The organism is Granulicella tundricola MP5ACTX9, from assembly GCF_000178975.2.
In the GTDB taxonomy this organism is placed as follows: Bacteria; Acidobacteriota; Terriglobia; order Terriglobales; family Acidobacteriaceae; genus Edaphobacter; species Edaphobacter tundricola.
This window is the reverse complement of the sequence record NC_015065.1, coordinates 142,788-167,035: the sequence shown is the minus strand read 5'-3', so window position 1 is coordinate 167,035 and position 24,248 is coordinate 142,788. Positions and strand designations below refer to the sequence as shown.

Below are 24,248 nucleotides of genomic sequence, written 5' to 3'. Positions count from 1 at the left end.
TAAAAGATCACCTTTACCGAAGGAATACTAAATACAGTCCGCTATGAAGGTAGCGGGTTGACTGCTCTGGTCTTGGCTCGGTCAGCCTCTTATTACCATGCTTGTAGTTACTTGAGCGAAAGTTAGTGTGACCCTCGGAGGGGCTTCCGGTCTGTTACTGTCAATCCCGAAGCGATGTATGCCGAACTGGAAGAGAGCACATCACATGTTAAGGTTCGCCGAATCGCCGCTTGCAGCAGATACGCTCTTCTCCACGCCTCGTCTTTCGCGCATCTGATCCTTCATAGAAGGAATTGCTGCCCCGGAACGTAAGCGCCGTGTTGTTAGCTGTCGCCAATGGAAAGCGATGTCCGGAACGAGAATGGCGAGAAACGTAATCATAATGATTTCCATAGCGAAGCCGGCTTCACTGTGCCGATTCCATGCTGGTAGTGGCTGCAGTACTCGAGTCCCCACAAATGTAAGGGTGACGGCATAGGAGCGCACCATCCATTCCTTGTGTTGCTGTATATGGCCATTGCGGGCTGTAAGGAATGCGGCTGCGGTGGCGATGAGCCAAGTACTGGCCTGGCAACAGTTAGCAACGACAAAGTGGATTGCTCGGCGATCGTGATGTTGATTTGAGAGAACCATCGCGAGAGGGGCGGCGACAAGAACCGAACTCACATAAACCCGGCCTAGCAGTCGGTGAAACTGTAAATGTCTTTGCCGGAGACGAGTGGAAAACTGGAGGGGTCCGCTTAGAAGGGCGAAAATACCGCATGCTATGTGCGGCACGATGAGAAAAGGCATCGCACCCAGATAGGCTCGCTCTTTAGCCTGATGAAGAAGCGGCACCTCGCTATAGAGTGTTACCGAGAGGGTCGTCACACCGATCATCGCCCAAAGCGCAAACTTCGCCCAATTGCGTGCAGGTGGAGGGGAAGGAGTCCGGTTTCGTATTGCTGTCGTGCGAAGTTGCATACTGTCTCCTCCGGTCCAGCCTTTCGTGAGAGATCACATCGCCAGCCCTTCTTAAAACGATCGCGTTGCCGCTTTCAAGTTTCCTTCATGCCGCATACTGAGGCCTTTGAGTGAACCGTTTCTGATTGCTACGCACGGGAGTCAACAGGCATTTGATCTAGATCTGGCTTAGAACCCTGGCGTACCGTGTTCGCATCCTCTGGGAATCGTCCGTTTCGATGAGTTCAACCAACTCTTCCCTAGACGGTTTGAACGTCAGAGGAATTTGTCTCCAGAAATACTTGAGTTCCTCTGAGCGCCAATTCGCATAGGTGGTCTCCCACGACTTGCCGTTCGATCCGGGAAAAACCGCGTTTGCTGGATTGAAGGTTCGAGTGTAGTCCTGAAATCTGCAGTCCACTGAGACCCTGAGCTGCTCAGAGGTATTGGGAGAGGCGGAATGAACTGTCAAACCGTGGAAAATTAGCACATCCCCAGCGTTGATTTGGCCGCCGACCCAGTCTCCACCGCGGGCAGTGTCTTTTGAAATCTCCCCGGTTGACGGGTCAGCCTCCTGAAGACCGAAGCGATGTGAACCGTCTAGAATTTGCAGTGGCCCGAGTTCAGCGGGGCAGTCATGAAGAGGTATCCACGCTGTAAAGCATTCCGGGTCTCCGCCGATTGCCAGATGATCCTGATGCGCATGTACTACAAAGCGATCCCAATTAGGGAAGATCAGGCGGGCTATCGGTTTCGGATGGACAAGCAACTGGGAGCCCACAATCGAATGCATGACTTCGCGGAGTCTCGGATGGTGAGCGAAGCGGTGTAAGGCCTCTAGATTGAAGATCTGTTCGTAAATCAGCTTGAACAAAGGATCAGGTTCACCGCAGGCGGCGTTTGGATCAGCAACGCGCTCCATGGGACTATGGTTGGGCAAGAACCAATCATTTGCGGAGAGATTCTGCACAATCTCGCGAAGGAGCGTCTCAACGTCTTCAGCTGGCAACAACTTCCTGATGAGCACATACCCGCGCGAGTCGAGTTCGCGTTGGAGTTGCCCCGAATTCAAATCATTTGAATGGATCTCGTGAAACGGCTTCATCAGATCACCTTCAGGGCTGTTCGTCTCGGTTCCAATAAAACGTACCATCCATCACCGACATTTATGTCTTGCATACCCCTAGAGCCTACTTATGTTCCCTCGTTAGGTTGTCAAGGCTTTGTCACTTGATTGTCGCCAGAGCTGCAAATAACTTAAAAGATGTAGAGCACGTTTCATAAATAGCTTTGGGCTCAAGCTGAGGACTTCCTCGTGCCGCGGGTGGTTTGGTGAACTTCTTGCATAAGCAAGAAGCGGGTTGAGTTGTTGAGCGAGGCGCAGTGGGAACTGATCGAGCCACTGCTGCCTTTGCCGAAGCAGCGCAAGGACAAGAGAGGCCGTCCGTGGGCGTCAAATCGCGGCTGTTTGGAAGGCTTTCTGTGGATGTTGCAAACAGGTGAGGCGTGGTGATTTTCCCGCTTAATATCCTTCTCCGGCAACCTTCTAGCGGCGGTTGAAGCAGTGGGAAGAGCAGGATGTGTGGCTCGAGGCGTGGCAAGCGTTGCTGGGAGGCTGGATGGCGAAGGTCTACTGAAATTGGAAGAGACGTTTCTGGACGGTAGTTTCGCTCTGGTCAGAAAGGGGACTCTGCCATCGGTAAAACCAAGCGTGGCAAGGGCACGAAGTGCATGGTACTGGTGGACGGTGGCGGTCTTCCGCTGGGAGTTCGGCTTGAAAGTGTCTCTCCGGGAGAAGTCACGCTTGTCGAAGCCACGCTTGTCGAAGTCACAGTCCCACGAACAAAGACCGTCACCTCGCTGCTCGAACAGCGATGATCGCTGCCGTTGATCGGAATCAGCTCGCCATAGCTTTCGCGCCGGAGACGAGGCTGGTGGAAGGTTCTGCGCCGCGTTCGTGACAGCCACAGGCCTTCGGCCATCATCTATCGGCGCAGCGTCTCCCGGCCAACGCGCAACTCATGCTTGTCCAGCAGCATCTTGGTCGCCAGCCTCGGCCCGAAGTCCGCGTGTCTGGTCTTGACAAGCTCGACCGCATACCTCCGGATGCCTTCGTTCCGGCTCCGGTTCGATGTTCGGCCTCGCGCCTTGTGGATCAGACCTGAGTCGCCACCCACTTCATATCTTGCCAGCGACCGGTACGCTTGGCGCTCACTAATGGCCAACACGGCTGCTGCCGCAGCCACGGTGCGACGCCCAGCCCGCACGTCACTCAAGACTTCAATCCGCCTCAGATCGCGCTCGCTCATCGATCCATCCCATTCTTAGAACCTGACAGTTCTAACGGGTAGACCATGACATTTCTAAGGTTCTGGCGCACATTTGGTGAGAAGCTATCTTGCCCTTTCGTTGCTGTTCAGCGTGGGTTTCCTTAGTCTTGATTCAGCACGCGCAGGCGCAGGAGGTCGAAGCCTGCTCTGCCGTACATTTGTCGTTTGATGAGCTTGAGGCGGTGGACCTGGCCTTCGACGTGACCCTGGTTCCACGGCAGTCTAAGTGCTTCGCGCACGGCGTCTCCTCCAGCATGTCCTTCGCGGCAGGCGCGGCCTTGAGGATGAGCCACACGACCTGTCGTGGCGAAGCCCGCAGAGCCGGTCGTTCGGGTGGCCGTCCGGCTCGCGTTCGATAGCTGCGGCGTTGCTGAAGCCAGTAGCTCACGCTGTTGCGCTGTCCCTGGAAGGCCTGTTCGCGCAGCTCATGCCAGAGCCTCGTTGAACTGCGGCAGCCTTCTTTTAGCCGCCGATCGAGATAGCTCGCATGGTGGTCCACGATGGACTCACGAACACGGGGCTTCGCTTCCGGATAGACCTCAGCTGTCCTGAACTTCTTCACCGTTCGATGATCGATGCCAAGCTGCCGTGCGAGCTCTTGGTCTGAAGCGCTTGTCTTCAGAAAGAGCTCGCGTACCTGGTCCCATCGCTCATACCGCCTCTGCCGGTTGGCTTGTTGAACCAGCAGTTCGCGCTGGCTCCATGGAGCGTCGGGAGGTGAAGCGGGTGCGGGACCTTCCAGTCGGTTGGCTCTTGCTGCCTGCAAAAACAGGCGGTGATGTTGTGCGATCGCGCGACACAACGCTTCACTCAGGTTGCGCAACAGATGCCAACGGTCAGCGACCTGAACGGCCTGAGGAGCGGCCCTGCGTGCAGCTTCGGCGTAGATCCCGCCGCCGTCGCGGCTGATGATCTCCGTTCCCGGATGTTGCTGAAGACACGCAGCCACACTGTTCGCATCGCGATCGGGGAGCAGGTCGACCACCTTGCGCGTCTCGAGATCGCACAGGATCGTGCCGTAGCGATGCCCCTTGCGCCACGCCCAGTCGTCGATGCCCAGCACGCGCGGAGCCTCAACAGGAGGGACAGGCCTGCGGTGATGAAGCTCCCGTAGCAGCGTCGAGCGACTCGCGACCAGCCCTAGACGCTCCGCTAGTCTCGCTCCCGCCCGGCCGCCCAGGGCAAGCGTGAGCCAGCGGAGTGCTTCGCCTAACCGGCAGCTTCTTCTACCATAGCGGGCTACGGTGCCCGGCAGCGGCTCCGTGAAGATCTTGCGCCGGCAACCCGGCTCCACGAAGAAGAACCTTCGCGTCTGCAGTTGAATCACGACCGGAACGCCGTCCCACAGCAGATCGGCCAGCCGCCGCTTGTAGCGGCTATGAACCTTCCGAGCGCAAGTACCACAAGCCGGACATGGAACGCAGGCACGACAGGACTTCAACCGCATCTCTATCATCCCAGCGATACGGCCAAGGCTGACCAACTCGACTTCTGCAATATCGGGAACCAGCGTTCCTGAGAGCATAAGCGTGGGAACGGAGATCACCAGAGCTGCTTCTGTCTTACGCCTCAGAAGACAGTCTGGAAAGAATCACCAAATGTGCGCCAGAACCATTTCTAAGGCTATTCCGTACATTTGGTGATTCTTTCCAGCGGTTCCTTTCAGGCGTAGCAAGGAGGTAGCACGCTGGAGGTTCCAGATGGTTTGAGGGACGCTGCTACCGAGTACTTCTGAAGTTGAATTGGTCTGTTTGCGGCCCAGGAGCGGGTTGATTGAGGTTGAGCTTCGAACTCTCTCCCTTTCTCATGCTGCCCGGTCTGCCGTACGGCTTCGCGGCGGGTTCACAGCCGGCATGTACGCAGGCTTGGCGATCTGCCGTGGGAAGTTATCCCTGGAGTGCCCGATCGTTTGTGCCGTTGGATGAGTTTAGCGCAGCTTCTTCTGAGTTCAAGTAGCCGCCGTCGGGGGTGAACCATGCCTCCGGTGCTGGTGGTCTGTAGCTGAGCGAGGAGTGTGGTCTGACGGTGTTGGAGTGGACGCGCCAGCGTTCGGCCAGCACGCGCAGTTCTTTCATCGAGTAGAAGATCTCACCGTTGAGGAACTCATCTCTGAGTTTCGAGTTAGAGCTTTCGCAGTAGCCGTTCTCCCACGGTGAACCGGGCGCGATGTACAGTGTTTTTGCCCCTGTCTTTGCCAGCCATCTTCGTAGGTCCTTCGCGACGACTTCCGGCCCATTGTCCGAACGAAGGTGTTCCGGCACTCCCTTCATCACCATCACATCGGCCAGCGCAGAGATGACCCTGGAGCTTGACCAGCGGCGTTCCGCACGCACCAGCAGGCTTTCTCTGGTGTGTTCGTCGATCAGGTTGAGAAGCCGTACGCTGCGGCCATCATGCGTCCGAGCACTGACGAAGTCGTAGCTCCATACATGGTTCCGCCGCTCCGGCCTGAGCCGCACGCACGAGCCATCGTTGAGCCACAGGCGTCCTCGTGGCTTCTGCTTCTGCGGGACCTTCAGCCCCTCGCGACGCCAGATACGCTCCACGCGATCCTTGCCCACCCGCCAGCCTGCTCGCTTCAGCAGCGCCGTGATCCGGCGATAGCCATAACGACCGTACTGGCTGGCAAGCCGAACGATCGCCTGCGTGAGCGCATCTTCGTCTTCCCGCCGGATCGCACGGTAGCGCTGCGTGCCGCGCGGCTGGGAGGCCAGCCGGCATGCCCTGCGCTCTGTCATCCCATGCTGCTGCTGTGCATGGTCTGCTGCGATCCGTCGTCGCTCAGGGCTTAGAAGTTTCCCGAGGCGAAGTTCTTCAACGCAAGATTATCCAGGCTCAGGTTCGCTACCAAACGCTTCAGCTTGGAGTTCTCCTGCTCCAACCCCTTCAGTCGCTTCGCCTGGTCCACCTGCAACCCGCCGTACTCCTTGCGCCAGCGGAAGTAGGTCTGCTCCACGATCCCGGCTTCCTTACACGCCAGAGCCGTCGTCTTCCCGTTCGCTACGGCTACTTCGATCTGTCGCAACAGATTTACCACCTGCTCAGGCTGGTACTTCTTCCCTCGTCCCATATGCCCTCTCTTTGTCCAGTGTCTCTCTTATCCACTGGCACATTTCAAGCCGGACACTCCACTAGAGGCTAAAGAAATGCGAGGATAGCCTAGTTTTCATCCACCCTCATTTCCGATAATGAAGCCTATCTCGAAAGGATCTTATCTACTGGACAGTAAAGATCGCTTCGCCAGATCCAATTTCAATCTTCTTACTGCTTATAAGAGCACCATCTTGCTTGATTGTTCCGTGATCGCCTTGGGGCAGTTGCACAGTCGCCGAGGTATTTGCGGGAAGGCTCACGCTAAGTTTTAAGCCTCCGTCTGCAGAACGTGTCAAGTCTGTTACGACTTTTCCGTAGACAGACGTGTACTCCATTCGCACATGTCTTAAGAGAGGATCAACCTGCGGCGCAATGATCATGTGATGAAAGCCTGGGCCACTCGCGTCCGTATCAATACCTGATACACGTCGGTAGACCCACGCCATCACGGAACCGAATGCGTAGTGATTGTATGAGTTCATACCCGGATCCCCGGTGTCTCCGTTCCAACGTTCCCACCACGTCGTCGCGCCTTTCTTGACCATGTATCCCCATGATGGATACGTCTTATTTAGCAAAAGCCGATAGGCCACATCACTTCTATTCTGTGTATCAAGCACCGATAAAAGAAAGGGCGTGCCAAGGAAACCGGTGGTCAGATGGTTGTCATGCTTCTCAATATCGGCAATGAGGCGACCGGTAATGACGCCACTTTCCTCTTTCTCATCCATCCCTGTGTAAAGGGTAAGCACGTAGGCGGTCTGCGTCTCCCCTTCTACACTTCCGTCTTCGTGGACGTACGCTTTCCGGTAGGCTTTGCGAATTTTTCCGTAAAGCTGCTCATAACGTTTTGCGGCTTCGGCGCGGCCAGTGGCGATCGCCATGCTTTTCATTTGTTGCGTCATCAAAGCCCAATAGGCGGTGGCCACAAGATCTTTCGGAGTATTCGGGTCCGGAGCTAGCCAGTCAGCGTAGTTGGGCCCTAAATCATTGCTGCGGAGCCCGGCTGTATTCGATTCTTCGATGAAACGAATCCAGCGCTCCATCGCATCCCAGTTCTTATCTATCACGCTTCGATCGCCATACTGCATCCAGGTGGCGTATGGAACCAGCACCCCAGCGTCTCCCCATCCAGGGGCCCCTACAACTTCAGGGCCAACCTGAAGCAAGTTCGGCGAAACATTTGAAAAGATACCGCGCGCGTCCTGACCATCTGTTACGTCATCCATGAACTTGTGCGTGAACGCGTTGATATCAAAGTTATACGAGCCCGTCTGCCAGAAAACACCTGCGTCGCCCATCCAGCCCAGGCGCTCATCACGTTGGGGACAGTCGGTTGGAATAGAGACGAAGTTCCCGCGCTGTCCCCATAGACCTAACTCAAACATGCTGTTGAGCAACGGACTAGAACTGGTGAAACGCGTTGAAGGCTCGTCGGGCAAGCTATTTTCCACCTCGCCCAGTAAACTATCCCGCCCTGCTCCGGCTGGAAGCCCCTCTGCCTGTACATAACGAAAGCCATGAAAGGTGAACATGGGAGTCCACTCTTCAAGACCACCGCCCCGCAAGGTATATTCGTCCGTAGCGTCGGCGTTGCGGAGATTCTCGGTATAAACACTACCATCTGGCTTCAGTCGTTCAGCGAATCGTAGACGGACCGTGCTTCCACGTACTCCATGGACCCGCAGGCGAACGACACCCACCATATTCTGGCCCATGTCGAAGAGCTTGGTACCCGCCGGGACTCCGGCCGCGTCCACAAGATGCACAGATACCGGCTTCAAGGTCTGAGATACATGGGGCGATGAATCAGGTTGTGCGCTGATTTGCGTGTCGTTGGAAACGGAGCCTTCCTTCACCGGCGCCCACGCTAGTTTGGATGCAGACTGCACCGTGTTCCAGCCGGTCTCGGAAAGGCGAGCATCGTAGCTTTCACCACCATAAATTTCAGCGGAGTCTGTCGCACTACGACTGCCCTTCCAACTGCTGTCCGTTGCGATGATCTTCTGGGTTCCGTCCTGAAGGGTAACTATTATTTGAGCGCGAAGCAGATCAGGCCCGGTAAACTCCCTTACACCTGACCACAGCAATGGACTGCCATGCCATCCACCGCCAAGCTTCACACCGAAAGCGTTTGACCCTGATTTGGCGAGTTGGGTTACATCGTATGTCTGATAGAGCGCGCGCTTGCGAAAGTCTGTGAAGCCCGGCGTCAGTACAGTCTCACCGATGCGCTTGCCATTCAGAAAGGCGCGGTAGCTACCCATGGCCGTGATGTAAAGCCGCGCTGAACGAATAGGACCGTCAACTGCAAAGTCGGTTCTCAGAAGAGAAACGCCTGTTGAGATGCGTTCGGGAGCAGGCACGATCTTTCGGCGGTCTGATCCTACATTCACTTGGAGATCGTTCAGTGGACCGACGACCTGGGCCGGCTGCCAGGATGCTTCCGAGCTGGGCCTAGCGGTCCAGGCGGCATCCGTGACTATCTGCCGATTGTGTCCGTGTTCGTCGCGAAGGTCGAGAACAGCAGCAAAGCCGTTCGCTGTCGTGTCAGGCGTCCTAGCCTCGTGTGCGATGGTTCGCACAATAATGTCGTTATCCCCGCTGATTCCAGGCCCCGCGTGCAATTGGTTCCGTAGGTCCTCTCGATCAAAAGCAGTCCATTCCTGCTTGTGTCCTGTCTGGTTTCCATTCACCAAAGTAGTAAAGGTCCCGCCAGTAAGGCAATGCAAAACGGCCGCTGCGGGCTGGGCATCAAGGTGGAGGACGTAGTGAAACTCGACGGGCTGCCCGCCCGAAACATGATGGGCATCCCCTCCCGGCAACCACAGCCACCGCACCCGCTGTAAGGCTTGAGCATCCGTATTGTCGGAGTAGCCAATCCACTTCGCTTTCCAGGAGTTATTCCCGATAAGGCCCATCTCCCACCAGGCCAGTTCTGCAGAGGTTTGTTCTTTTCCAGCCCGGTCCCACGTCCGAACTCGCCAGTAATATCGCTTGGTTGCCATGAGTGTCGGTCCCTTATACGGGATCGCAACAGACTCATTGGATGCGACTCGTCCACTATCCCAAACATCCGGCATGTTCGCTTTCAGTAAGGATAAGTTGCTCGCTACCTCTATCCTGAAAGCGGACTGCGTCCAGTTCTTTTGCGTATCGTCACTTCGCCAGGAGAGTGAAGGAATCGCCGTATCGACACCAAGAGGGTTCACGCGAGAATCTACACGCAAGCCCACCGGTAGAGCAGAGACCCGTGCTGCACCGCTGATCAGGAGCAAAATTTGCATCGATAGTGCCCAAAGTCTGTAATTTACTTTCAAACGTATGGCTTTCATTCTTTTCCTTGCGTTCCTGATCTATGAACCAGCTTATTGCCTCGATGGGCAAGATGCGCTTCAACACCGCGCAACAATCTTAAGCCAACGCTTGAGCATTGGGTTGCTGTTTGCCTCGAAAAGCCGCGGGGGTATCTGTGCCGATGAAACCCCTCTAGATCGACGCGAAGTCATCGTCGGGCTCTGTCGCGCTTTGGCGTTGAGCTATCCCCCGTGATTCTTTTGATAACATCCACCGTCCCTAATAGAAACTGCCGACAAAACCGTCGTCTTCCCTGTAGTATCCACTAACAAGTTACAACCGCTCGAGTACGATGGTGAACGCAGCCCGTGAAATCACCTCTCCAGTATAGGAGAGGGATACACCGGCTTGAAGACAGCGGAAGGCCAGAACCAACTTTAGGTGAGGACGCAAATGAATCGACATATCTCTGGATTTTTGTGTAGCGTATCGGCTGTGGCCGCAATGGGTGCAGGGATTGGCGCAGCACAAACGGTCACCGGCACTGTGACCGGCATGGTCACTGACCCAAGCGGAGCCGTGATTCCAAACGCCATGGTCGTAGCCCATAACGTAGACACGGGCGTCGATTCCAATGCGAAAACCGACTCTGCCGGCCTCTACCGCATCGCCTTCCTGCCCATCGGCCATTACACGGTCGCAATCAGCGGCAGCGGCTTCGGCACGCAGAACGTCCCGCAGTTTACCCTTGAAGCCCTCCAGACCACGACTTTCAATGTGAAGCTTGCGCTTGGCTCATCGGAGACGACGGTCAATGTCTCAGAAGCATCCGAAATTCTCGACACCAACGACGCTACGCTGAGCGGAACCTTCACCGCAAACACCATCCAGAACTTCCCGCTCAACGGCCTCGATTTCTCCGCGCTTACGCTTTACCTGCCGGGGTCCGTCAGCACCTCCGGCACAGGCGGGACTACAAGCATCGAGCGAAGTCTGAACAACAGCGACACCGTGAATCTGAACGGAAACCGTGCCCAGGCCAACAACTTTACGCTTGATGGAATCGACGACAACGAAACCTTCAACAACCTGATTGCATATAGTCCCGCGCCTGAGTCCCTTCAGGAGATCAAGGTCCTCACCGCGAACTCCCCTGCTGACTACGGCAACGTGAACGGCGGCGGGATCGTCAGTATTCTGAAGAGTGGAACCAATACGTTCCATGGCTCGGCTTACGGCTATGTTCAGGACTACCGCACGAACGCCAACTCCTACAATAACAAGCACGTTACCCCTGTCATCTCCACCAATCCGTACTCCCAGGCGCAGTTTGGCGGGACGTTCGGCGGTCCGATCAAGCGGGATAAGCTCTTCTTCTTTGTGGACTACCTTGGCTCCCGTTATCACCGCGGGGGAACCGGCACGGCTAGCGTCTTTACCCAAGCCATGCGTAACGGCGATTTCTCAGCCCTGCTGAACACCGCCGGCGCCACTCCTATCCAGCTCTACGACTCCGTGAACAACTATGCTCCCTTCGTCGGCAACCGGGGCGTTGCGGTCATCAACCCTGTGGCCAAGTACCTGTTTGCGCATCCTGAACTCTACCCCCTGCCCAATGCGACCCCCGACCCAGATACCGTACTGAATAACAACTTCCAGGGACCGATCCGTACTTACCGCGCTAATAATCAGGGCGATATCAAAATCGAATACGACCCTCGTTCTGCGGACAAAATCACCGGGTTCTATGCCATGTCGACTGCTTACGACGGATCGACGGCGTTGCTTCCGGTGACTTTTCCGAGTGTCAGCATTTTTCCTACCAGATTGTTTGGCGCAACCTGGGTTCACATCTTCAGTCCGTCCATTGTCAACTCCGCCCGCGCAGGCTTTACCCGCACCGACTGGAACCAGGGCCTTCCGCTGGATCCCTCGGGCGTGTTCGGCACGAGGGGTAACTCGATCGTGGGCATACCGTTTCCCAATCAGGCCTATAACGGATTTTCCGCCCAGAATATTGGCGGCCTGAGTGGCGTTGGGACGGGGGCTTTTGATGGCGGCCTGATTGACAATACATTCAGCTACGTGGATAACATTACCTGGCAGCGTGGCACGCACACCATCACAGCGGGGATTCAGGCACTTCGCTATCAGAACAATTACCCCACCAGCAACAACAATGGGTATTTGGGCAACATTGGCTACGGCGGTGCCTTCACCAGCAATCCGAACCTGAGCAATGCTCCTGGTTATGGGGGAGCTGACTTCCTGCTGGATCGCGTCTCGTCCGCTGCGGTGACGCTGGGGAGTGTGAACGTAGGTCAGAGGCAGTGGCGTACCGCGGGATTCGTCAGTGACGATTTCAAGGCAATGCCCAACCTTACTATCAATTTCGGCATTCGTTATGAGTACGACCAGCCGTGGATCGAATCGAATAACAAGACCGGAAACGTCGACATTGCGACTGGCCAGGTGCTCTACGCGGGCAGGGTGCCGGTTGGAGCGCCGGCGGGCTCCGGAGTCTGCAGCACCCGCGCCTGCTATGACGGGAACCATACGCAGATCATGCCTCGGCTGGGCTTCTCCTACCAGGCGAACAGCCGCTTCGTCATTCGTGGCGGCTATGGCGCGACCAGCTTCTATGAAGGGAACTCTTCCAACCAGCGCCTGACCTCCATCACGCCTTTCATTCAAGCCGTGAACGTGACCGTGGTGACTCCCACCGTGGGCAACCCCGGTGCGCCACGCACTGCAGAGCAGGGCTTTACGGGAGGCACAACCGCATACGGCGGAACCTTCAATGTATATCCGAAGAACATCCAGCCAGCTTACGTACAGGAGTACAATCTCACGGCCGAGTATGCCATGACCCGCAGCCTCTCGCTCCAGGTCGGCTATTTGGGAGAGGGCGGCCAGCACATTGAGGACTACGGCAACCTGAACCAGTACAAGGTCAACGGAGATGAAACCTCCGCGCCTTATTACAACAACAAGTACATCGGCATCAACGCGGTAGACCCGTCGATCAGCATCGGAAGCAACTCGCTGCTGATCACGGAATCCCGCGCGACCATGAACTACAACGCGCTGCAGGCAGTGCTTCGGCAACGCACGACGCATGGGCTGGAGTTTACCCTCAACTACACCTACGGCAAGGCGTTGACCAACAGCCTGGGCAACTACGGGCTGAACGTGAACGGCTTCTCAGGGGCGTTCCAGAACTATTACGACAGCGGCGCGGACTGGGGTCCAGCGGGATACGACGTTCGGCATAACTTCAGCGGCAATGGGGTCTACGCGCTGCCTATAGGACGGGGAAGGGATTATCTCTCTCATGTGAACCGGTTTGTGGACGAAGCGATTGGCGGCTGGAAGCTTGCGGTTGCCGCGGTGGCGTATACGGGGTTCCCAGAGACGCTGACCGGCCCCGGCAACAATTCCAACAGCTATGGCAGCTCACGTCCGAACCAGTATCGTGCGCTGAAGATCGTCAACCGCACGCTTGAGAACTACTTTGGTACGGATCCCTCAGCGATTCCTTGCACGACGCCCGGAGTCGATAACGGCGTCTGCGCCTTCGGAACGCCCGCCAATAACAGCTTTGGCACGGCACGCAATGGAAACGTACGTGGGCCGGGCTACCTAAACGTGGACATGTCAGCCTTCAAGGACTTTCATACCTTCCGTGAGCAGACCATCGGCTTCCGCTTCGATGCATTCAACGCCTTCAACATCACGAGCTATGGCAACCCTGATAGCGGCATCACAGACAGCACCTTCGGTAATGTCTCTAACCAAGGGGTGCGCTCGGTCGAACGGCACCTGCAGTTCTCCGGCAGCTACCGGTTCTAACGTGTGGCCCGCTCAAACCTCATGCGCCACCTGGTCTCCAGGTGGCGCAATTTTGTTGTCGCCGCACCTGCTCAGCGCAACGCGATACTGACCACAGAAAGGCTTCACCATGTGAAGTTGGTAGAGAAAGATGCGGAGGAGGGCAGGGTAGTGGATGGGGAGGACTCGCTGGTTTGGTAAAGTGGGGCAAGGTTTACATAAGAGGCGAAGGTTGGAGAAGGAAAGCGATATGGGACTTGGTGTGCGCTGTTGTTCGGTAATGGTGATGGCATGGGGCTTGGCAGCTTCGGCACAATCGGGTTTCAGGAACACGCTGATGCCGCAGCCAGCGAATCTACAGTAGAGTAGTGGTTCGCTGGCCCTTACCTCCACGTTCAAGGTGGAAACACCCGCGAGCCACGACGCTCGTCTGCTCCATGCGATCGATCGTGCGGTTCGGCGGATGAAGAATGCCACCGGGCTGTCTCATGAGGGGTTTGGCCGGGAGCCGGTGATCGGGAAGACGCGATTGATCGTCAAGGTGGACCGTCCGGGTGAGATGGTGCAGTCGATCAATGAGGATGAATCTTATGCGCTGAAGGTGACCTCCGACGACGCGGAGATTGATGCTGCGACGGAGGTGGGAGCTATTCATGGACTGGAGACGCTGGTACAGCTGGTTCAGAGTTCGGGAGATGGCTATGTGCTGCCGGTAGTGACGATTCAGGATTCTCCAAGGTTCCGGTGGCGCGGGCTGATGGTGGATTGCGGACGGCACTTTGAGCCGGTCACGGTGATCAAGCGGACGGTCGATGGGATGGCTGCCGTGAAGCTAAATGTCTTGCACTGGCACCTCACTGAGGACCAGGGCTTCCGGATTGAGAGCAAAGTGTTTCCGAAGCTCACGGAACTAGGCTCGGATGGGCTTCTTTATACGCAGGACGATGCGAAAGAGATCGTCGCTTATGCCCGGGAGCGAGGCATACGGGTTGTGCCTGAGTTCGAGATGCCAGGACATAGTGTGGCATGGCTGATGGCATACCCGGAACTCGCGAGCGGAACCAATCCGAAGGGTATCCGGCGCGAGTTTGGCGTGAGCGATTATGCAATCGATTCGACGCGCGATGAGACCTATGCCTTCATCGATAAGTTCCTGGAGGAGATGACGCATGCCTTTCCAGATGCGTACATCCATGTGGGCGGCGACGAGACCCCTGCTCCGGACTGGAAGAAGAATCCGCGCACTGTAACATTCATGCAGACGCACAACCTGAAGGACAATGAAGCGCTCCAGGCTTACTTCAACTAGCGAGTGCTGAAGACGATTATGCGCCTACATAAACATCTGATGGGGTGGGACGAAGTGTTGACGCCCGGCCTGCCAAGAGACGTGGTGGTGCAATGATGGCGGGGTGAAGCTTCACTGTCAAAGGGTGCAAAGCTTGGTTATGGGGGTGTGCTGTCGGCTCCATACTACCTCGACGGGATGAGGCCGGCGGGGGTGCACTACCTGACTGACCCTTTTACCGTCGACGTCTGAGTTGACGCCGGAGCAGCGCAAGCTGATTTTAGGAGGAGAGGTGTGCATGTGGGCCGAGCATCTCTCTCCACGCACGATCGACTCTCGTATCTGGCCCCGGACGGCGGCGATTGCGGAGCGCTTCTGGTCCCAGAGAACCTGCGCGATGTGGATGACATGTACCGGAGGTTGGAGACGGTCTCGGTTGAGTTGGAAGGGCTTGGCCTGACACATCTGCAGTCTGGCGATGCCGGCCTACGCGAGCTAGCAGGATCGGAGCAGATCGATGATCTGCGCACCTTCTCTTTAGCTTTCGAGCCAGTCAGTTTTGGGGAGCGTTCGCAGGTGCAGCATACGAATCAGCTCACGGCTCTCGATCGTTTTGTTGATGCCGTGCGGCCGGATCCGCCGTCGCGGTACTGGACTGAGGCGACAATGAAGCGGTTTCTGGCGGATCCGACCGGGGATGAGGAGGACCGCACGAAGCTGGACCACTGGTTTGTCGCGCTGCAACGGTCGGTGCCAAGAGTCAAGCAAGAGATGATCACATCACCACGGTTGCGTGATATCGACAATCGTGCAAACCAGCTACTGGCGCTGAGCACAACGGCCCAGGAAGCACTGAAGTTTGCTGAGGCCAGACAGAAAGCTCCAGCGAACTGGCAGACCAAGGCCCACCAGCAATTAGAGGATTCAAAAAAGCCGAGTGCACTGGTTCACTTTACCTTTCTCATGCCGCTGACTGAGCTTGTGAAGGCGGCATAGGAGTAGAACCAATCCACTACTTTCTTGTTGCATTCGCGAATTCATCAATAGGTGAATGCTTATCGCCAAAATTTCCAAGGTGGGACCTCTTACCCGCGAAAGTAACCCCTTCTAATGGATACGGGCGGCGAGCCTCTTAAAACGTTGCTGGTCTAGAATCAGCACTTCAGACAACTGGTCTTGATCGCTTGAGCTCAAGATCTGGTCGAGCACCGAAAACGCTTCCTCACTGAATGAATAGTTAGCCGCCGCATTGGCACCGGACATATTGATCCCTTCAATCCGGAGCACTCGACCTCCGCCGTATGCTGGGCAACCATCTTCCTCCACTTCTCCTCTACTAATGCAGCAAAAAGCAATGATGTTCATCGTCAATCAGCCTCCGACGGGCTGCCGCAGGTGAGTTGTACGTAGATCGAGCTTACCCAACCACAACTTAGTTTCATGCCATTCCGGAGATTTCCGGAACACGATCACCCACGCCTTGGAGGCAGTCCCTTGTCCCGTTACAACCTGAAGTCACTCCTTTGCCCCACCGAGACGGTTAACGTAGAGCAGCTCGAAACTGACCGTAGAATCCTCGCCTTTGATCGCACCATCCAGCACCTGAATCGCCGTGGCTTCCTTGGTGCCATGCTCAGCGCAGCCGCGATCGGAATGGTGGCCGGCGAACGCGAGGCCCATGCGCAGACCGCAACCCCAGCTATCACGGACGTGCTCAACTTCGCCCTGAACCTCGAGTACCTTGAAGCCAACTTCTATCTCTATGTCACCACCGGCGCAGGCCTCAGCTCGTCTCTCAACGGTGGCGGCTTAGCCGTACAGGGCGCACCCCCCAAGATCGCTCTCACCGCCAACACCATGGCCGTAGCCCAGGCGCTCGCCAACGATGAAGTCAATCATATTGCCGATCTCCGCTCCGCCATTACCTCGCTCGGCGGCATGCCCATCGCGCAGCCCCTGATCAACCTCTCCGCCAACGGTGCCGTCACGACGCAGGCTCAGTTCCTGGCCGCCGCACGCCAGTTCACCGCGCTCGGCGGCTCGGCATACGTCGGCTCCGCACAGCTTCTCGTCTCGAATCCCAGCGTCCTCACCACCGCAGGCCAGATTCTCGGCGCGGAAGGGCAGCATGCCGGTGCCCTGGCCTACCTATGCGTCACCCAGAACGTCGTGAGCCCCGCCATCGACGCGCAGGACATCCCCCCAACCGCCACCAACTACTTCACCGTGGATGCCGTCAACGCGCTCTCGCCCGCGCGCAACACCTCGCAGGTCCTCGGCGTGGCCTATGGCAAATCCACTGCGACTACCACCACTCCCACTACCGGCGTGACCATGGGTGGCTTCTTCCCCAATGGCGTCAACGGCAACGTCAAGTCCACTAGCGTGTAGCGCACCTGCTTCCCCCTGAACCGCTAGCGAACTACATCAACGTGCCCAACACCTTGCCAGGAGGCAAACCTTTCATGTCAGTCATCCTCACCGATCCAACCCCGGACACCCTCTCCACCCAGAGTGCCAAGCTTGTGGAGAACCGTTCTTCTGTCCTCACCAGCCGCCGTTGCGTCCTCTCCACCCTCGCAGTCGCAGGCGCAGCCACCGCCTTCTCAGGCAGCCTTGCCGGTTGTTCCAGCGATGGCTCCGTGCCCCTCGCTTCCAGCACTCCTTCCGTCCTGGACGTCCTCAACTTCGCCCTCAATCTTGAGTACCTCGAGGCCAGCTTCTACCTCTACGTCACCACAGGCACTGGGCTTTCCACAGCCGACATGGGCACCGGCGCAGGCAGCGTCACCGGCGGCGCCAAGGTCTCCTTCGTCAACCCCATCGTTGCGGCCGTAGCCAACCAGCTAGCCACTCATGAGCGCCAGCACGTTGAGTTCCTCCGCTCCACCATCACCGCCGTCGGCGGCACACCCGTTCCCATGCCCAGCATCAACCTCGCGGCAGGCGGCGCGGTCACCTCGGACGCGACCTTCCTTGCAGCCTCGCGTCAGTTGGAAGCTGTCGGCGTCAGTGCTTACATCGGCGGAGCCCAGTACCTCACCTCCAGCACCGCCGCTCTCACCTACGCAGCCCAGATCCTCGATACAGAGTCCCAGCACGCAGGCTTCATCCGCGAGCTCTGCATCGCTCTCGGCGTAACCTCCCCAGCCGTGGACTCTTTAGACCAGCCCCCCACCGCCACCCAGATCTTCAACACCAGCAACACAACGGGCCTTACCCCCGTCCGAACCACCTCGCAGGTCCTGCAGATCGTCTACGCCGCAGCCGGTCAGACCGGCGTCTCCAAGGGCGGCTTCTTCCCCAACGGCCTCAACGGAACCCTCATCACCAGCTAACTCGACACAAACTTCGGTCCCGGCAACACCATTCAGGAGATTTAAATGAAGCAGCTTCTTCGCACCACAGCAATCACCCTCGTCGCGCTCGGCGCATCCGCATCGGCAGCAAACGCCCAGTTCTATAAGGATGTCTTCAAGCCTCACGGAGCCAGCATCTCCGTTGGAGGCACCGGCCTCTTCTCCACGCCGCTTGAGAGCAACCCAACCTCCGGCACCTTCAACGTGCCGCGCGTCGGTGGCGGCACCCTCAGCGAGACCGTCTCAAACCAGCATCAGGACACCACCTGGTCCGCAGGCTTCATCACCTCGCTCCAGTTCCATCCCAAGCCCTGGGCCGGACTTGAGCTCAACTACGGATTCTCCCGCTTCTCAGAGGTCTACTCCTACAACTACTCCAGCACTCCCACCGTCCAGTCCTCCAAGGTCACGACGGATATGCATGAGTACACGGCCGCATACCAGTTCCATCCGAAACACATTCTCTTCCAGCCCTTCGTCAACGTCGGCGGCGGCTATGTGGAATTCATTCCTGGAACGGCTTCAAGCCAGTTCCGCGAGACAGGCCTCCTTGAAGCCGGCTTCGACATCCCCACTCACACCAAGCACATCGGCTTCCGTATTGAAGGACGCTCCCTCTACTACCGCGCCCCGAACTTCGAGAATTCGGCCATCAGCACACGCAGCTGGCGTGTCACCACCGAACCTAGCATCAGCACCTACTACCGTTTTTAATTGCTTCAATATCAACCAACCTGCCCTGGGCGGATGGTCAGTCCGCTCAGGGGTGCTGCTCTTGGATATGTTGTAAGGACCGCACTGGGGAATGTGCTGCGGCATTGCGAACCGGCCGCGACTTTTCGTAAACTCGATACTTTCGAGACGCGACACGGAAGCGTATCCGTCAAAAGATCACAAATCATGTTTCCTGACTCCAGTAGCGGAGGGGGAGGAAACCAATCCATCAGATACGGCTTCTCAGCTTTCCAGGGCAGTACGTTCGCCATGAGGTGTCTACGTGGCTGCGGTGTTGAGAGCATTCTTCTTCTATATTTTTCTGGTCTTTATTGTGCGCGTCGTCGGTCGGCGTCCAGGCAAGCAGATCACCCCGTTCGAGTTCGTGCTCGTCTTCTTCATGGGAGGGCTCGCCCTCACGGCGATGGTTGGCGACGATGCCTCGCTTACCAACGCTCTGCTCCAGATCATCACCATCGCTTTCGCACACTACGGGGTTGCCTTCCTACGATCACGCTCTAACCGACTAGCGCGGCTTTTCGATGGCACCCCACTGATTCTTATGAAAGACGGTCTGTGGAGAGCGGAGACACTCTCAAAGATGGGCATACAGGATGACGACGTGATGGCGACGGCGCGCGATCAGGGGATTCTCACGCTCGACCAGATTGACTTGGCCATCCTTGAACGTAACGGGGAGATCAGCATCGTGAAGAAGGAAGCAGAATGAGTAAGGTTGTGTTTCAGAGGCAAGTAGAAGACTCCGTCCCGAAGATCAACGACGAGGTTGCCGTTGGCGAAGATCTTGATTTTCAGCGGACCTGGTGGAAGTTCGAGCGTGCTGTCTGGATCTTATTTGCGCTTCTGATCATGGCCGACCTTGCGGGTTTGTTTGGGCGTGGGCCGCTTGCAGATGCCACATTGATCAGCCCAGCCATGACGATCCACTTTGAACGCATCGAGCGCTCAGGCACGCCATCCATGCTGCACATCGACTTCAACCCGTCCGCCATACAGGAAGGGAAAATAAAGCTTTTTGCGAGCGAAAGTATCGTCAATAAGCTTGGAGCTCAGCGCATCATTCCATCGCCGGAGACGTCTGCCATTGGCGGTGGAGGCATCACCTACACCTTCCCTGCAACGGCTGTACCTGCAACCGTTACCTTTGCGCTGCAGCCTGACCGGCCGGGGGCGGCAAACTTCGAGCTTCAGGTTCCGGGAGCTTCGGCCGTACAGTCTCGTGTCTACATCGTCCCGTAAAGGCAGAGGTTTATGTCGACTATTATTCACGCCGCAGTGGGATATTTTTTTCTTCTACTGACGGTTCGCGTTCTGACCCGGCGCCCGGGAGCCCAGATGACACTGTTCGAGTTTGTTATCGTCTTCCTGATCGGCGGCGTGATTATCCTCGCGACCGTAGGTCATGACCGTTCCGTCACCAACTGTGCGATGGCGATTCTGACTGTAGGCCTTCTTCATCGATCCGTCTCCTATGCGAAGACGAAGTCCTCCACTTTCGGGGCTATCGTCGATGGTACGCCGCTGGTCGCGGTGAAGGATGGAGCCTGGCAAGCTGAGGTCATGACCGGCATGAGCCTGGCTCCGGAGGACATCATGGCCGCTGCCCGTCTCAAAGGTGTCAAGTCGATCTTCAACGTGAAGTACGCCGTCCTGGAGCGCAATGGTGCAATCAGCATCATCAAGGTGGAGAAGGAATAACGCCTATGACTGACACCATGAACAAAGCACGGCTGAGTGAGGATCGAGAGATCGAAACCGATCTGCCTCAGCGCATGGATCGCCTGCCCTGGTCCTCCTGGCATGTGCGCATCATCACGGCGCTTGGAACCTCCTGGCTTCTTGATGGACTGGAGGTGACGCTGGTCGGCTCTCTGTCTGGCATTCTTGAGAGCAAGCAAGGGCTTTCGCTCAGCGATCCTCAGGTCACTGCTGCCGCGACCACCTATCTGGCCGGAGCCGTAATCGGTGCGCTGCTTTTCGGCCATCTCACCGATCGTCTCGGCCGCAAGAAACTCTTTCTAGTGACGTTGGCAACATACTCTGTTGCCACGGTATGCACGGCGTTCTCGCAGGGGTTTCTTTTCTTTGCTGTCTGCCGTTTTTTCACCGGGCTTGGGATCGGCGGGGAGTATGCGGCGATCAACTCCGCAGTCGACGAATTGATTCCGGGTAAGGTGCGCGGCACGGTGGATCTTTTCGTCAATGGGACTTTCTGGGTTGGAGCGTCGGTCGGTTCCGTCACTGCGCTCGTGCTCCTTGGGGGGAGTCTGTTCCCGCAAGCCACAAGTTGGCGTTACGCGTTCGGGATCGGCGGAGGCCTTGGGCTTCTTGTTCTGCTCCTTCGACTCGCGGTCCCTGAGAGTCCCCGTTGGTTGATGCTGCGAGGCCGTGAAGAAGAGGCAGAGACGATCGTCCGTGACGTCGAGCAGCGTGTAACAACCTCCTCCGGCAAGGCGCTGCCTCGACCAGAAGGTGAGAAGCTGAAGATCACCGTTCGCGACCATACTCCATGGAAAGAGATCTTCGTGAACATGTTGGGTGAGAACCGCCAACGTTCTTTTCTTGGGCTTGCTCTGATGATTGCCCAATCATACTTCTTCAACGCGGTCTTCTTCACGTACGCGCTTGTCGGCAAACGGTTCTTTCATGTGCCCGACCAAAAGCTTCCTTTGCAGCTCTTGCCGTTTGCGATCGCAAGTTTCCTCGGGCCGTTTGTGCTCGGCCCGCTTTTTGACAGAATTGGGCGCAAGCCGATGATCACCGCGACGTATGCCATTGCTGGCATTCTGCTCGGGGCGATCTGCCTTCCCTTTGCAACGGGCTCACTTAGGCTCAAGGGGCTCGGCATCTGTTTCAGCATTATCTTCTTTGTCGCATCGTCAGCGGCCAGCGCAGCTTATCTGACGGTCTCCGAGATCTTTCCTCTGGAGATTCGCGCCTTCGCAATCGCTCTGTTCTATGCGATCGGGACCTGCATCGGAGGCGTCGGCGCTCCGTTGCTCTTTGGGGTGCTGATTCACACCGGCTCAAAGCCGGCTGTTGCGGCTGGCTATGCGCTGGGTGCTGTTCTGATGGTTGGAGCAGCTGTCCTCGAGGCGTTCATCGGGGTGGAAGCCGCGGGTAAGAGTCTTGAGTCGGTCTCTAAACCACTGCAGAGCAAATGATCAATTAGCCGGCACCCTGTGCATCCTTACCCGGTTTGCTCAGGAGGAAAGCGAACGGCACCCAGATGAGGCAGAGGAAGCCAAAGTAACGCAACACATCCACATACGCATAGACCTGTGCCTGGGCATTCAAGGTGGTCCTAGTGATGGAGAAACCTCGCAGCGTCGCGATGTGGCCGGCGAAGCCTGCGTGGGCGGAGAGGTGCTGACCCAGTAAAATGAGTTGCCGCCGCAGAAGCCAGCTTGCACCCGTATAGCTCCTGACGAGGTCGTTGCGATGAGCCTGCAGGTGTCTCTGCGCAATAGTGTTGGCAGCCCAGTGCGGAGCGGTAACGCTCGTCTGCCTGGGCAGCCTGCGCCTCACTGTTGATGACGTTAAAGTCGCGGCTGATGATCTGGGTGGTCTGATTTGCAGAAGTGATACCGACGTTCGGAGACTGGGCGCGGATGAAGGCCTGGGCCTGGGCGTACTTGGCCGCAGCCCGCTCCTTGGCGACCTGATTGTCGCGATCGTCCAGTTCGTCTAAGAGCACCTTATCTAGCGCCTGCGGTAAATCGACCGGTCAACACATGCCGACTCATAGAACGCGACATCCCGGATGTTCTTCAGAGTCGTGTCATAATCTATGGCACGTTGGTTCTCGAGGGAAAGCGCCTGTGTTTGTCGATCCGCTGGAAGCCGCACGATACACATGCCACTTTCGTACCGCTCTAGCGCCTGGCTCCCTCCTAACGCGCGCCCGTGGCCTGCCTGATATCGGATGGACTGCCTCCGACCCACAGGCCCTTAGCCTGCCGTTGTCGGGCCAGCTTGCGAGTCATTCTCAACTTAAGATATGGATCGAGAAGATCGGTAAGGCAGCGGATCATCTGTACGGCGTGTCGGTCGCGAACCCAGATCCAACCGAAGGCGCGGAGGCCTTCTTTGCGTGGCGAGAGAAGATCCTTGAGGCGTTTGAAGCTAGGCTGGTCGTAACGTCGGTAGCGGAGGAGATCCGCGCTACGTTCCACGCCCAGCGCGACATCCTCGTGGTGGATGGCCACGATCTGACCGAGCTACCCGTCGAGCTTCAGATACTGCGTCAGAATCTCAAGGTATTGAGTCTGTCCAACAATAGGCTGTCGAAGCTGCCGGACGAGATCGCGCTATTGGAACAGCTCACGGAACTGGATGTTTCGGATAACCTTCTGACGGAACTGCCCCCACAGATCGGCAACCTCAGCAACCTGGAGATGCTATCCGTCGGACACAATCGATTGAGCGAACTGCCGCCATCGATCGGACAACTAACCGCCCTTCGAGAGTTGCGAGTCAACGATAACAAGCTCCGCAAACTTCCAGCCGAGATAGGGCAACTGACGAAACTGCGCCGGCTTCACCTTCAGCAAAACCGGCTGACGGAGCTTCCGCTGGAATTCACATGTCTTGAGGCCCTGGCGGAGTGGAATGCCAAACCAAACCGCTTGCCCCCATCAGGCTCAGACGGATTGAAAGCGGGTCAGAACCCCTGGATTCATCCTCCTGAAGAGATTGTCAGAAAAGGGCCGAAGGCAATTCGAGAGTTCCTGACAGCGCATCCTCGGAACGTCGCAGCGGTGGATTCGAACAGTGTTTACACCGTGTATGTGGACGACAACTATCATCGCGAGCAAGAGCAGTGGAAGCGGCGCATCCTTGGCACTTTCGCCGATTGCGACGCCGCGATCGCACTCTGCAAGAAGTTCGTGGATGACTTCTTTGCCAACTTCCCGGCTGCGCCCATGCGAGGGCTGAGGGGTAAGAACGCAGCAGATCTGGTGGGCGTCTACTATCGCTACGGCGAAGACCCCTGGATCTGCGGCGATGACCCGAACTGCCTCTTTGACGCGTGGAACTATGCGGAGCAACGCTGCGAGGAGATTGCGAAAACAACGCGTGACAATCCTCCGGCGGCATATACGGTCTATTCGTGCAACAACCGTGATGGAAGCGGGATCGTCAAGATTGGTGAGTTTGAGGATTGTGAATCGGCGGTTACGCTCTGCAGGAAGATCGTGGACGATTTCCTCTTGACTCAAAACTCCGAAACGGCTGAGGACCTGTTTACCGCCTACCGGCGCTTCGGCAAATATGCTGAGGTAACGACCAGAGATCAGGCGTGCAGCTTCGTGCCATGGGACTATGCCGAACAGCGCTGTCACGAAATTATGGCGGAAAGAGAGAGATAAG

At 57.0% G+C, this 24,248-nt stretch carries 20 protein-coding genes and 1 pseudogene; 13 read left to right on the top strand and 8 right to left on the bottom strand.

All coding sequences use genetic code 11. The annotated features are described in order from the left end of the window. Positions 1–201: 201 nt before the first annotated feature. On the bottom strand, positions 202–963 hold the full coding sequence (locus ACIX9_RS20935; protein ID WP_013582189.1) for a DUF2306 domain-containing protein: 762 nt from the start codon (positions 961–963) through the stop codon (positions 202–204). A 157-nt stretch (positions 964–1,120) separates the two neighbouring features. Further along, on the bottom strand, positions 1,121–2,047 hold the full coding sequence (locus tag ACIX9_RS20930; protein ID WP_157478274.1) for a phytanoyl-CoA dioxygenase family protein: 927 nt from the start codon (positions 2,045–2,047) through the stop codon (positions 1,121–1,123). A 261-nt stretch (positions 2,048–2,308) separates the two neighbouring features. Here ACIX9_RS20930 and ACIX9_RS27815 point away from each other — a divergent pair, with 261 nt between their 5' ends. Further along, complete coding sequence (locus ACIX9_RS27815; RefSeq protein WP_408609737.1) at positions 2,309–2,455, top strand: transposase; 147 nt, start codon at positions 2,309–2,311, stop codon at positions 2,453–2,455. A 472-nt stretch (positions 2,456–2,927) separates the two neighbouring features. On the opposite strand, the gene ACIX9_RS27190 is transcribed toward ACIX9_RS27815, so the two are convergent. From ACIX9_RS27190 to ACIX9_RS20905, 4 genes and pseudogenes are all read right to left on the bottom strand, one after another. After that, complete coding sequence (locus ACIX9_RS27190; RefSeq protein ID WP_049789474.1) at positions 2,928–3,251, bottom strand: helix-turn-helix domain-containing protein; 324 nt, start codon at positions 3,249–3,251, stop codon at positions 2,928–2,930. Positions 3,252–3,690: 439 nt separating this feature from the next. Further along, positions 3,691–4,719, bottom strand: a pseudogene (locus ACIX9_RS24255) (ISL3 family transposase); the annotation flags it as partial. Between the two features lie 439 nt (positions 4,720–5,158). Continuing rightward, a protein-coding gene (locus tag ACIX9_RS25100) for an IS3 family transposase (RefSeq protein WP_157478246.1) occupies positions 5,159–6,342 on the bottom strand; the annotation gives its coding sequence in 2 pieces (ribosomal slippage) (positions 5,159–6,075 and positions 6,075–6,342; 1,185 coding nt in all). A gap of 145 nt (positions 6,343–6,487) precedes the next feature. Next, positions 6,488–9,700, bottom strand: coding sequence for an alpha-L-rhamnosidase (locus ACIX9_RS20905; RefSeq protein WP_013582185.1), 3,213 nt, complete (start codon positions 9,698–9,700; stop codon positions 6,488–6,490). A gap of 415 nt (positions 9,701–10,115) precedes the next feature. Here ACIX9_RS20905 and ACIX9_RS20900 point away from each other — a divergent pair, with 415 nt between their 5' ends. From ACIX9_RS20900 to ACIX9_RS25470, 4 genes are all read left to right on the top strand, one after another. After that, on the top strand, positions 10,116–13,514 hold the full coding sequence (locus ACIX9_RS20900) for a TonB-dependent receptor (RefSeq protein WP_013582184.1): 3,399 nt from the start codon (positions 10,116–10,118) through the stop codon (positions 13,512–13,514). 355 nt (positions 13,515–13,869) lie between these two features. Beyond that, a complete protein-coding gene (locus ACIX9_RS25480; RefSeq protein ID WP_085940639.1) occupies positions 13,870–14,802 on the top strand; it encodes a beta-N-acetylhexosaminidase in 933 nt (310 codons plus the stop codon). A gap of 277 nt (positions 14,803–15,079) precedes the next feature. Beyond that, on the top strand, positions 15,080–15,241 hold the full coding sequence (locus tag ACIX9_RS25475) for a family 20 glycosylhydrolase (RefSeq protein WP_085940638.1): 162 nt from the start codon (positions 15,080–15,082) through the stop codon (positions 15,239–15,241). Continuing rightward, complete coding sequence (locus ACIX9_RS25470) at positions 15,181–15,777, top strand: hypothetical protein (RefSeq protein WP_198152238.1); 597 nt, start codon at positions 15,181–15,183, stop codon at positions 15,775–15,777. The genes ACIX9_RS25475 and ACIX9_RS25470 overlap by 61 nt, the downstream gene beginning before the upstream one ends. Before the next feature lie 111 nt (positions 15,778–15,888). Here ACIX9_RS25470 and ACIX9_RS20890 read toward each other — a convergent pair whose 3' ends face one another. Then, a complete protein-coding gene (locus tag ACIX9_RS20890) occupies positions 15,889–16,146 on the bottom strand; it encodes a hypothetical protein (RefSeq protein ID WP_013582183.1) in 258 nt (85 codons plus the stop codon). Between the two features lie 129 nt (positions 16,147–16,275). Here ACIX9_RS20890 and ACIX9_RS20885 point away from each other — a divergent pair, with 129 nt between their 5' ends. From ACIX9_RS20885 to ACIX9_RS20855, 7 genes are all read left to right on the top strand, one after another. After that, complete coding sequence (locus ACIX9_RS20885) at positions 16,276–17,172, top strand: ferritin-like domain-containing protein (protein WP_013582182.1); 897 nt, start codon at positions 16,276–16,278, stop codon at positions 17,170–17,172. Between the two features lie 74 nt (positions 17,173–17,246). Further along, entirely contained in the window at positions 17,247–18,119 is an 873-nt protein-coding gene (locus tag ACIX9_RS20880; protein ID WP_013582181.1) for a ferritin-like domain-containing protein, read from the top strand. Between the two features lie 45 nt (positions 18,120–18,164). Further along, a complete protein-coding gene (locus ACIX9_RS20875; protein ID WP_013582180.1) occupies positions 18,165–18,854 on the top strand; it encodes a hypothetical protein in 690 nt (229 codons plus the stop codon). Between the two features lie 283 nt (positions 18,855–19,137). Beyond that, complete coding sequence (locus ACIX9_RS20870; protein ID WP_013582179.1) at positions 19,138–19,584, top strand: DUF421 domain-containing protein; 447 nt, start codon at positions 19,138–19,140, stop codon at positions 19,582–19,584. After that, positions 19,581–20,114, top strand: a complete 534-nt coding sequence (locus ACIX9_RS24240; protein WP_013582178.1) for a hypothetical protein — start codon at positions 19,581–19,583, stop codon at positions 20,112–20,114. The genes ACIX9_RS20870 and ACIX9_RS24240 overlap by 4 nt, the downstream gene beginning before the upstream one ends. Positions 20,115–20,210: 96 nt before the next feature. Further along, positions 20,211–20,573, top strand: coding sequence for a DUF421 domain-containing protein (locus ACIX9_RS20860; protein WP_041598091.1), 363 nt, complete (start codon positions 20,211–20,213; stop codon positions 20,571–20,573). A gap of 5 nt (positions 20,574–20,578) precedes the next feature. Beyond that, a complete protein-coding gene (locus ACIX9_RS20855) occupies positions 20,579–22,039 on the top strand; it encodes an MFS transporter (RefSeq protein ID WP_013582177.1) in 1,461 nt (486 codons plus the stop codon). Between the two features lie 4 nt (positions 22,040–22,043). On the opposite strand, the gene ACIX9_RS20850 is transcribed toward ACIX9_RS20855, so the two are convergent. Beyond that, the gene (locus ACIX9_RS20850; protein WP_041598090.1) at positions 22,044–22,403 is read right to left on the bottom strand and encodes a hypothetical protein; all 360 of its coding nucleotides are present in this window, start codon (positions 22,401–22,403) and stop codon (positions 22,044–22,046) included. A gap of 434 nt (positions 22,404–22,837) precedes the next feature. Between ACIX9_RS20850 and ACIX9_RS27510 the strand changes: the two genes are divergently transcribed. After that, a complete protein-coding gene (locus ACIX9_RS27510) occupies positions 22,838–24,247 on the top strand; it encodes a leucine-rich repeat domain-containing protein (protein WP_049789470.1) in 1,410 nt (469 codons plus the stop codon). The last annotated feature ends 1 nt before the right edge of the window (position 24,248 follow it).

Excerpts from the sequence above, each read along its gene's own strand:
- ACIX9_RS20935 (WP_013582189.1), bottom strand. The coding sequence starts at position 963 with ATGCAACTTCGCACGACAGCAATACGAAACCGGACTCCTTCCCCTCCA.
- ACIX9_RS20930 (WP_157478274.1), bottom strand. The coding sequence starts at position 2,047 with ATGAAGCCGTTTCACGAGATCCATTCAAATGATTTGAATTCGGGGCAA.
- ACIX9_RS27190 (WP_049789474.1), bottom strand. The coding sequence starts at position 3,251 with ATGAGCGAGCGCGATCTGAGGCGGATTGAAGTCTTGAGTGACGTGCGG.
- ACIX9_RS20905 (WP_013582185.1), bottom strand. The coding sequence starts at position 9,700 with ATGAAAGCCATACGTTTGAAAGTAAATTACAGACTTTGGGCACTATCG.
- ACIX9_RS20900 (WP_013582184.1), top strand. The coding sequence starts at position 10,116 with ATGAATCGACATATCTCTGGATTTTTGTGTAGCGTATCGGCTGTGGCC.
- ACIX9_RS25475 (WP_085940638.1), top strand. The coding sequence starts at position 15,080 with ATGTGGGCCGAGCATCTCTCTCCACGCACGATCGACTCTCGTATCTGG.
- ACIX9_RS20890 (WP_013582183.1), bottom strand. The coding sequence starts at position 16,146 with ATGAACATCATTGCTTTTTGCTGCATTAGTAGAGGAGAAGTGGAGGAA.
- ACIX9_RS20880 (WP_013582181.1), top strand. The coding sequence starts at position 17,247 with ATGTCAGTCATCCTCACCGATCCAACCCCGGACACCCTCTCCACCCAG.
- ACIX9_RS20875 (WP_013582180.1), top strand. The coding sequence starts at position 18,165 with ATGAAGCAGCTTCTTCGCACCACAGCAATCACCCTCGTCGCGCTCGGC.
- ACIX9_RS24240 (WP_013582178.1), top strand. The coding sequence starts at position 19,581 with ATGAGTAAGGTTGTGTTTCAGAGGCAAGTAGAAGACTCCGTCCCGAAG.
- ACIX9_RS20860 (WP_041598091.1), top strand. The coding sequence starts at position 20,211 with ATGACACTGTTCGAGTTTGTTATCGTCTTCCTGATCGGCGGCGTGATT.
- ACIX9_RS20855 (WP_013582177.1), top strand. The coding sequence starts at position 20,579 with ATGACTGACACCATGAACAAAGCACGGCTGAGTGAGGATCGAGAGATC.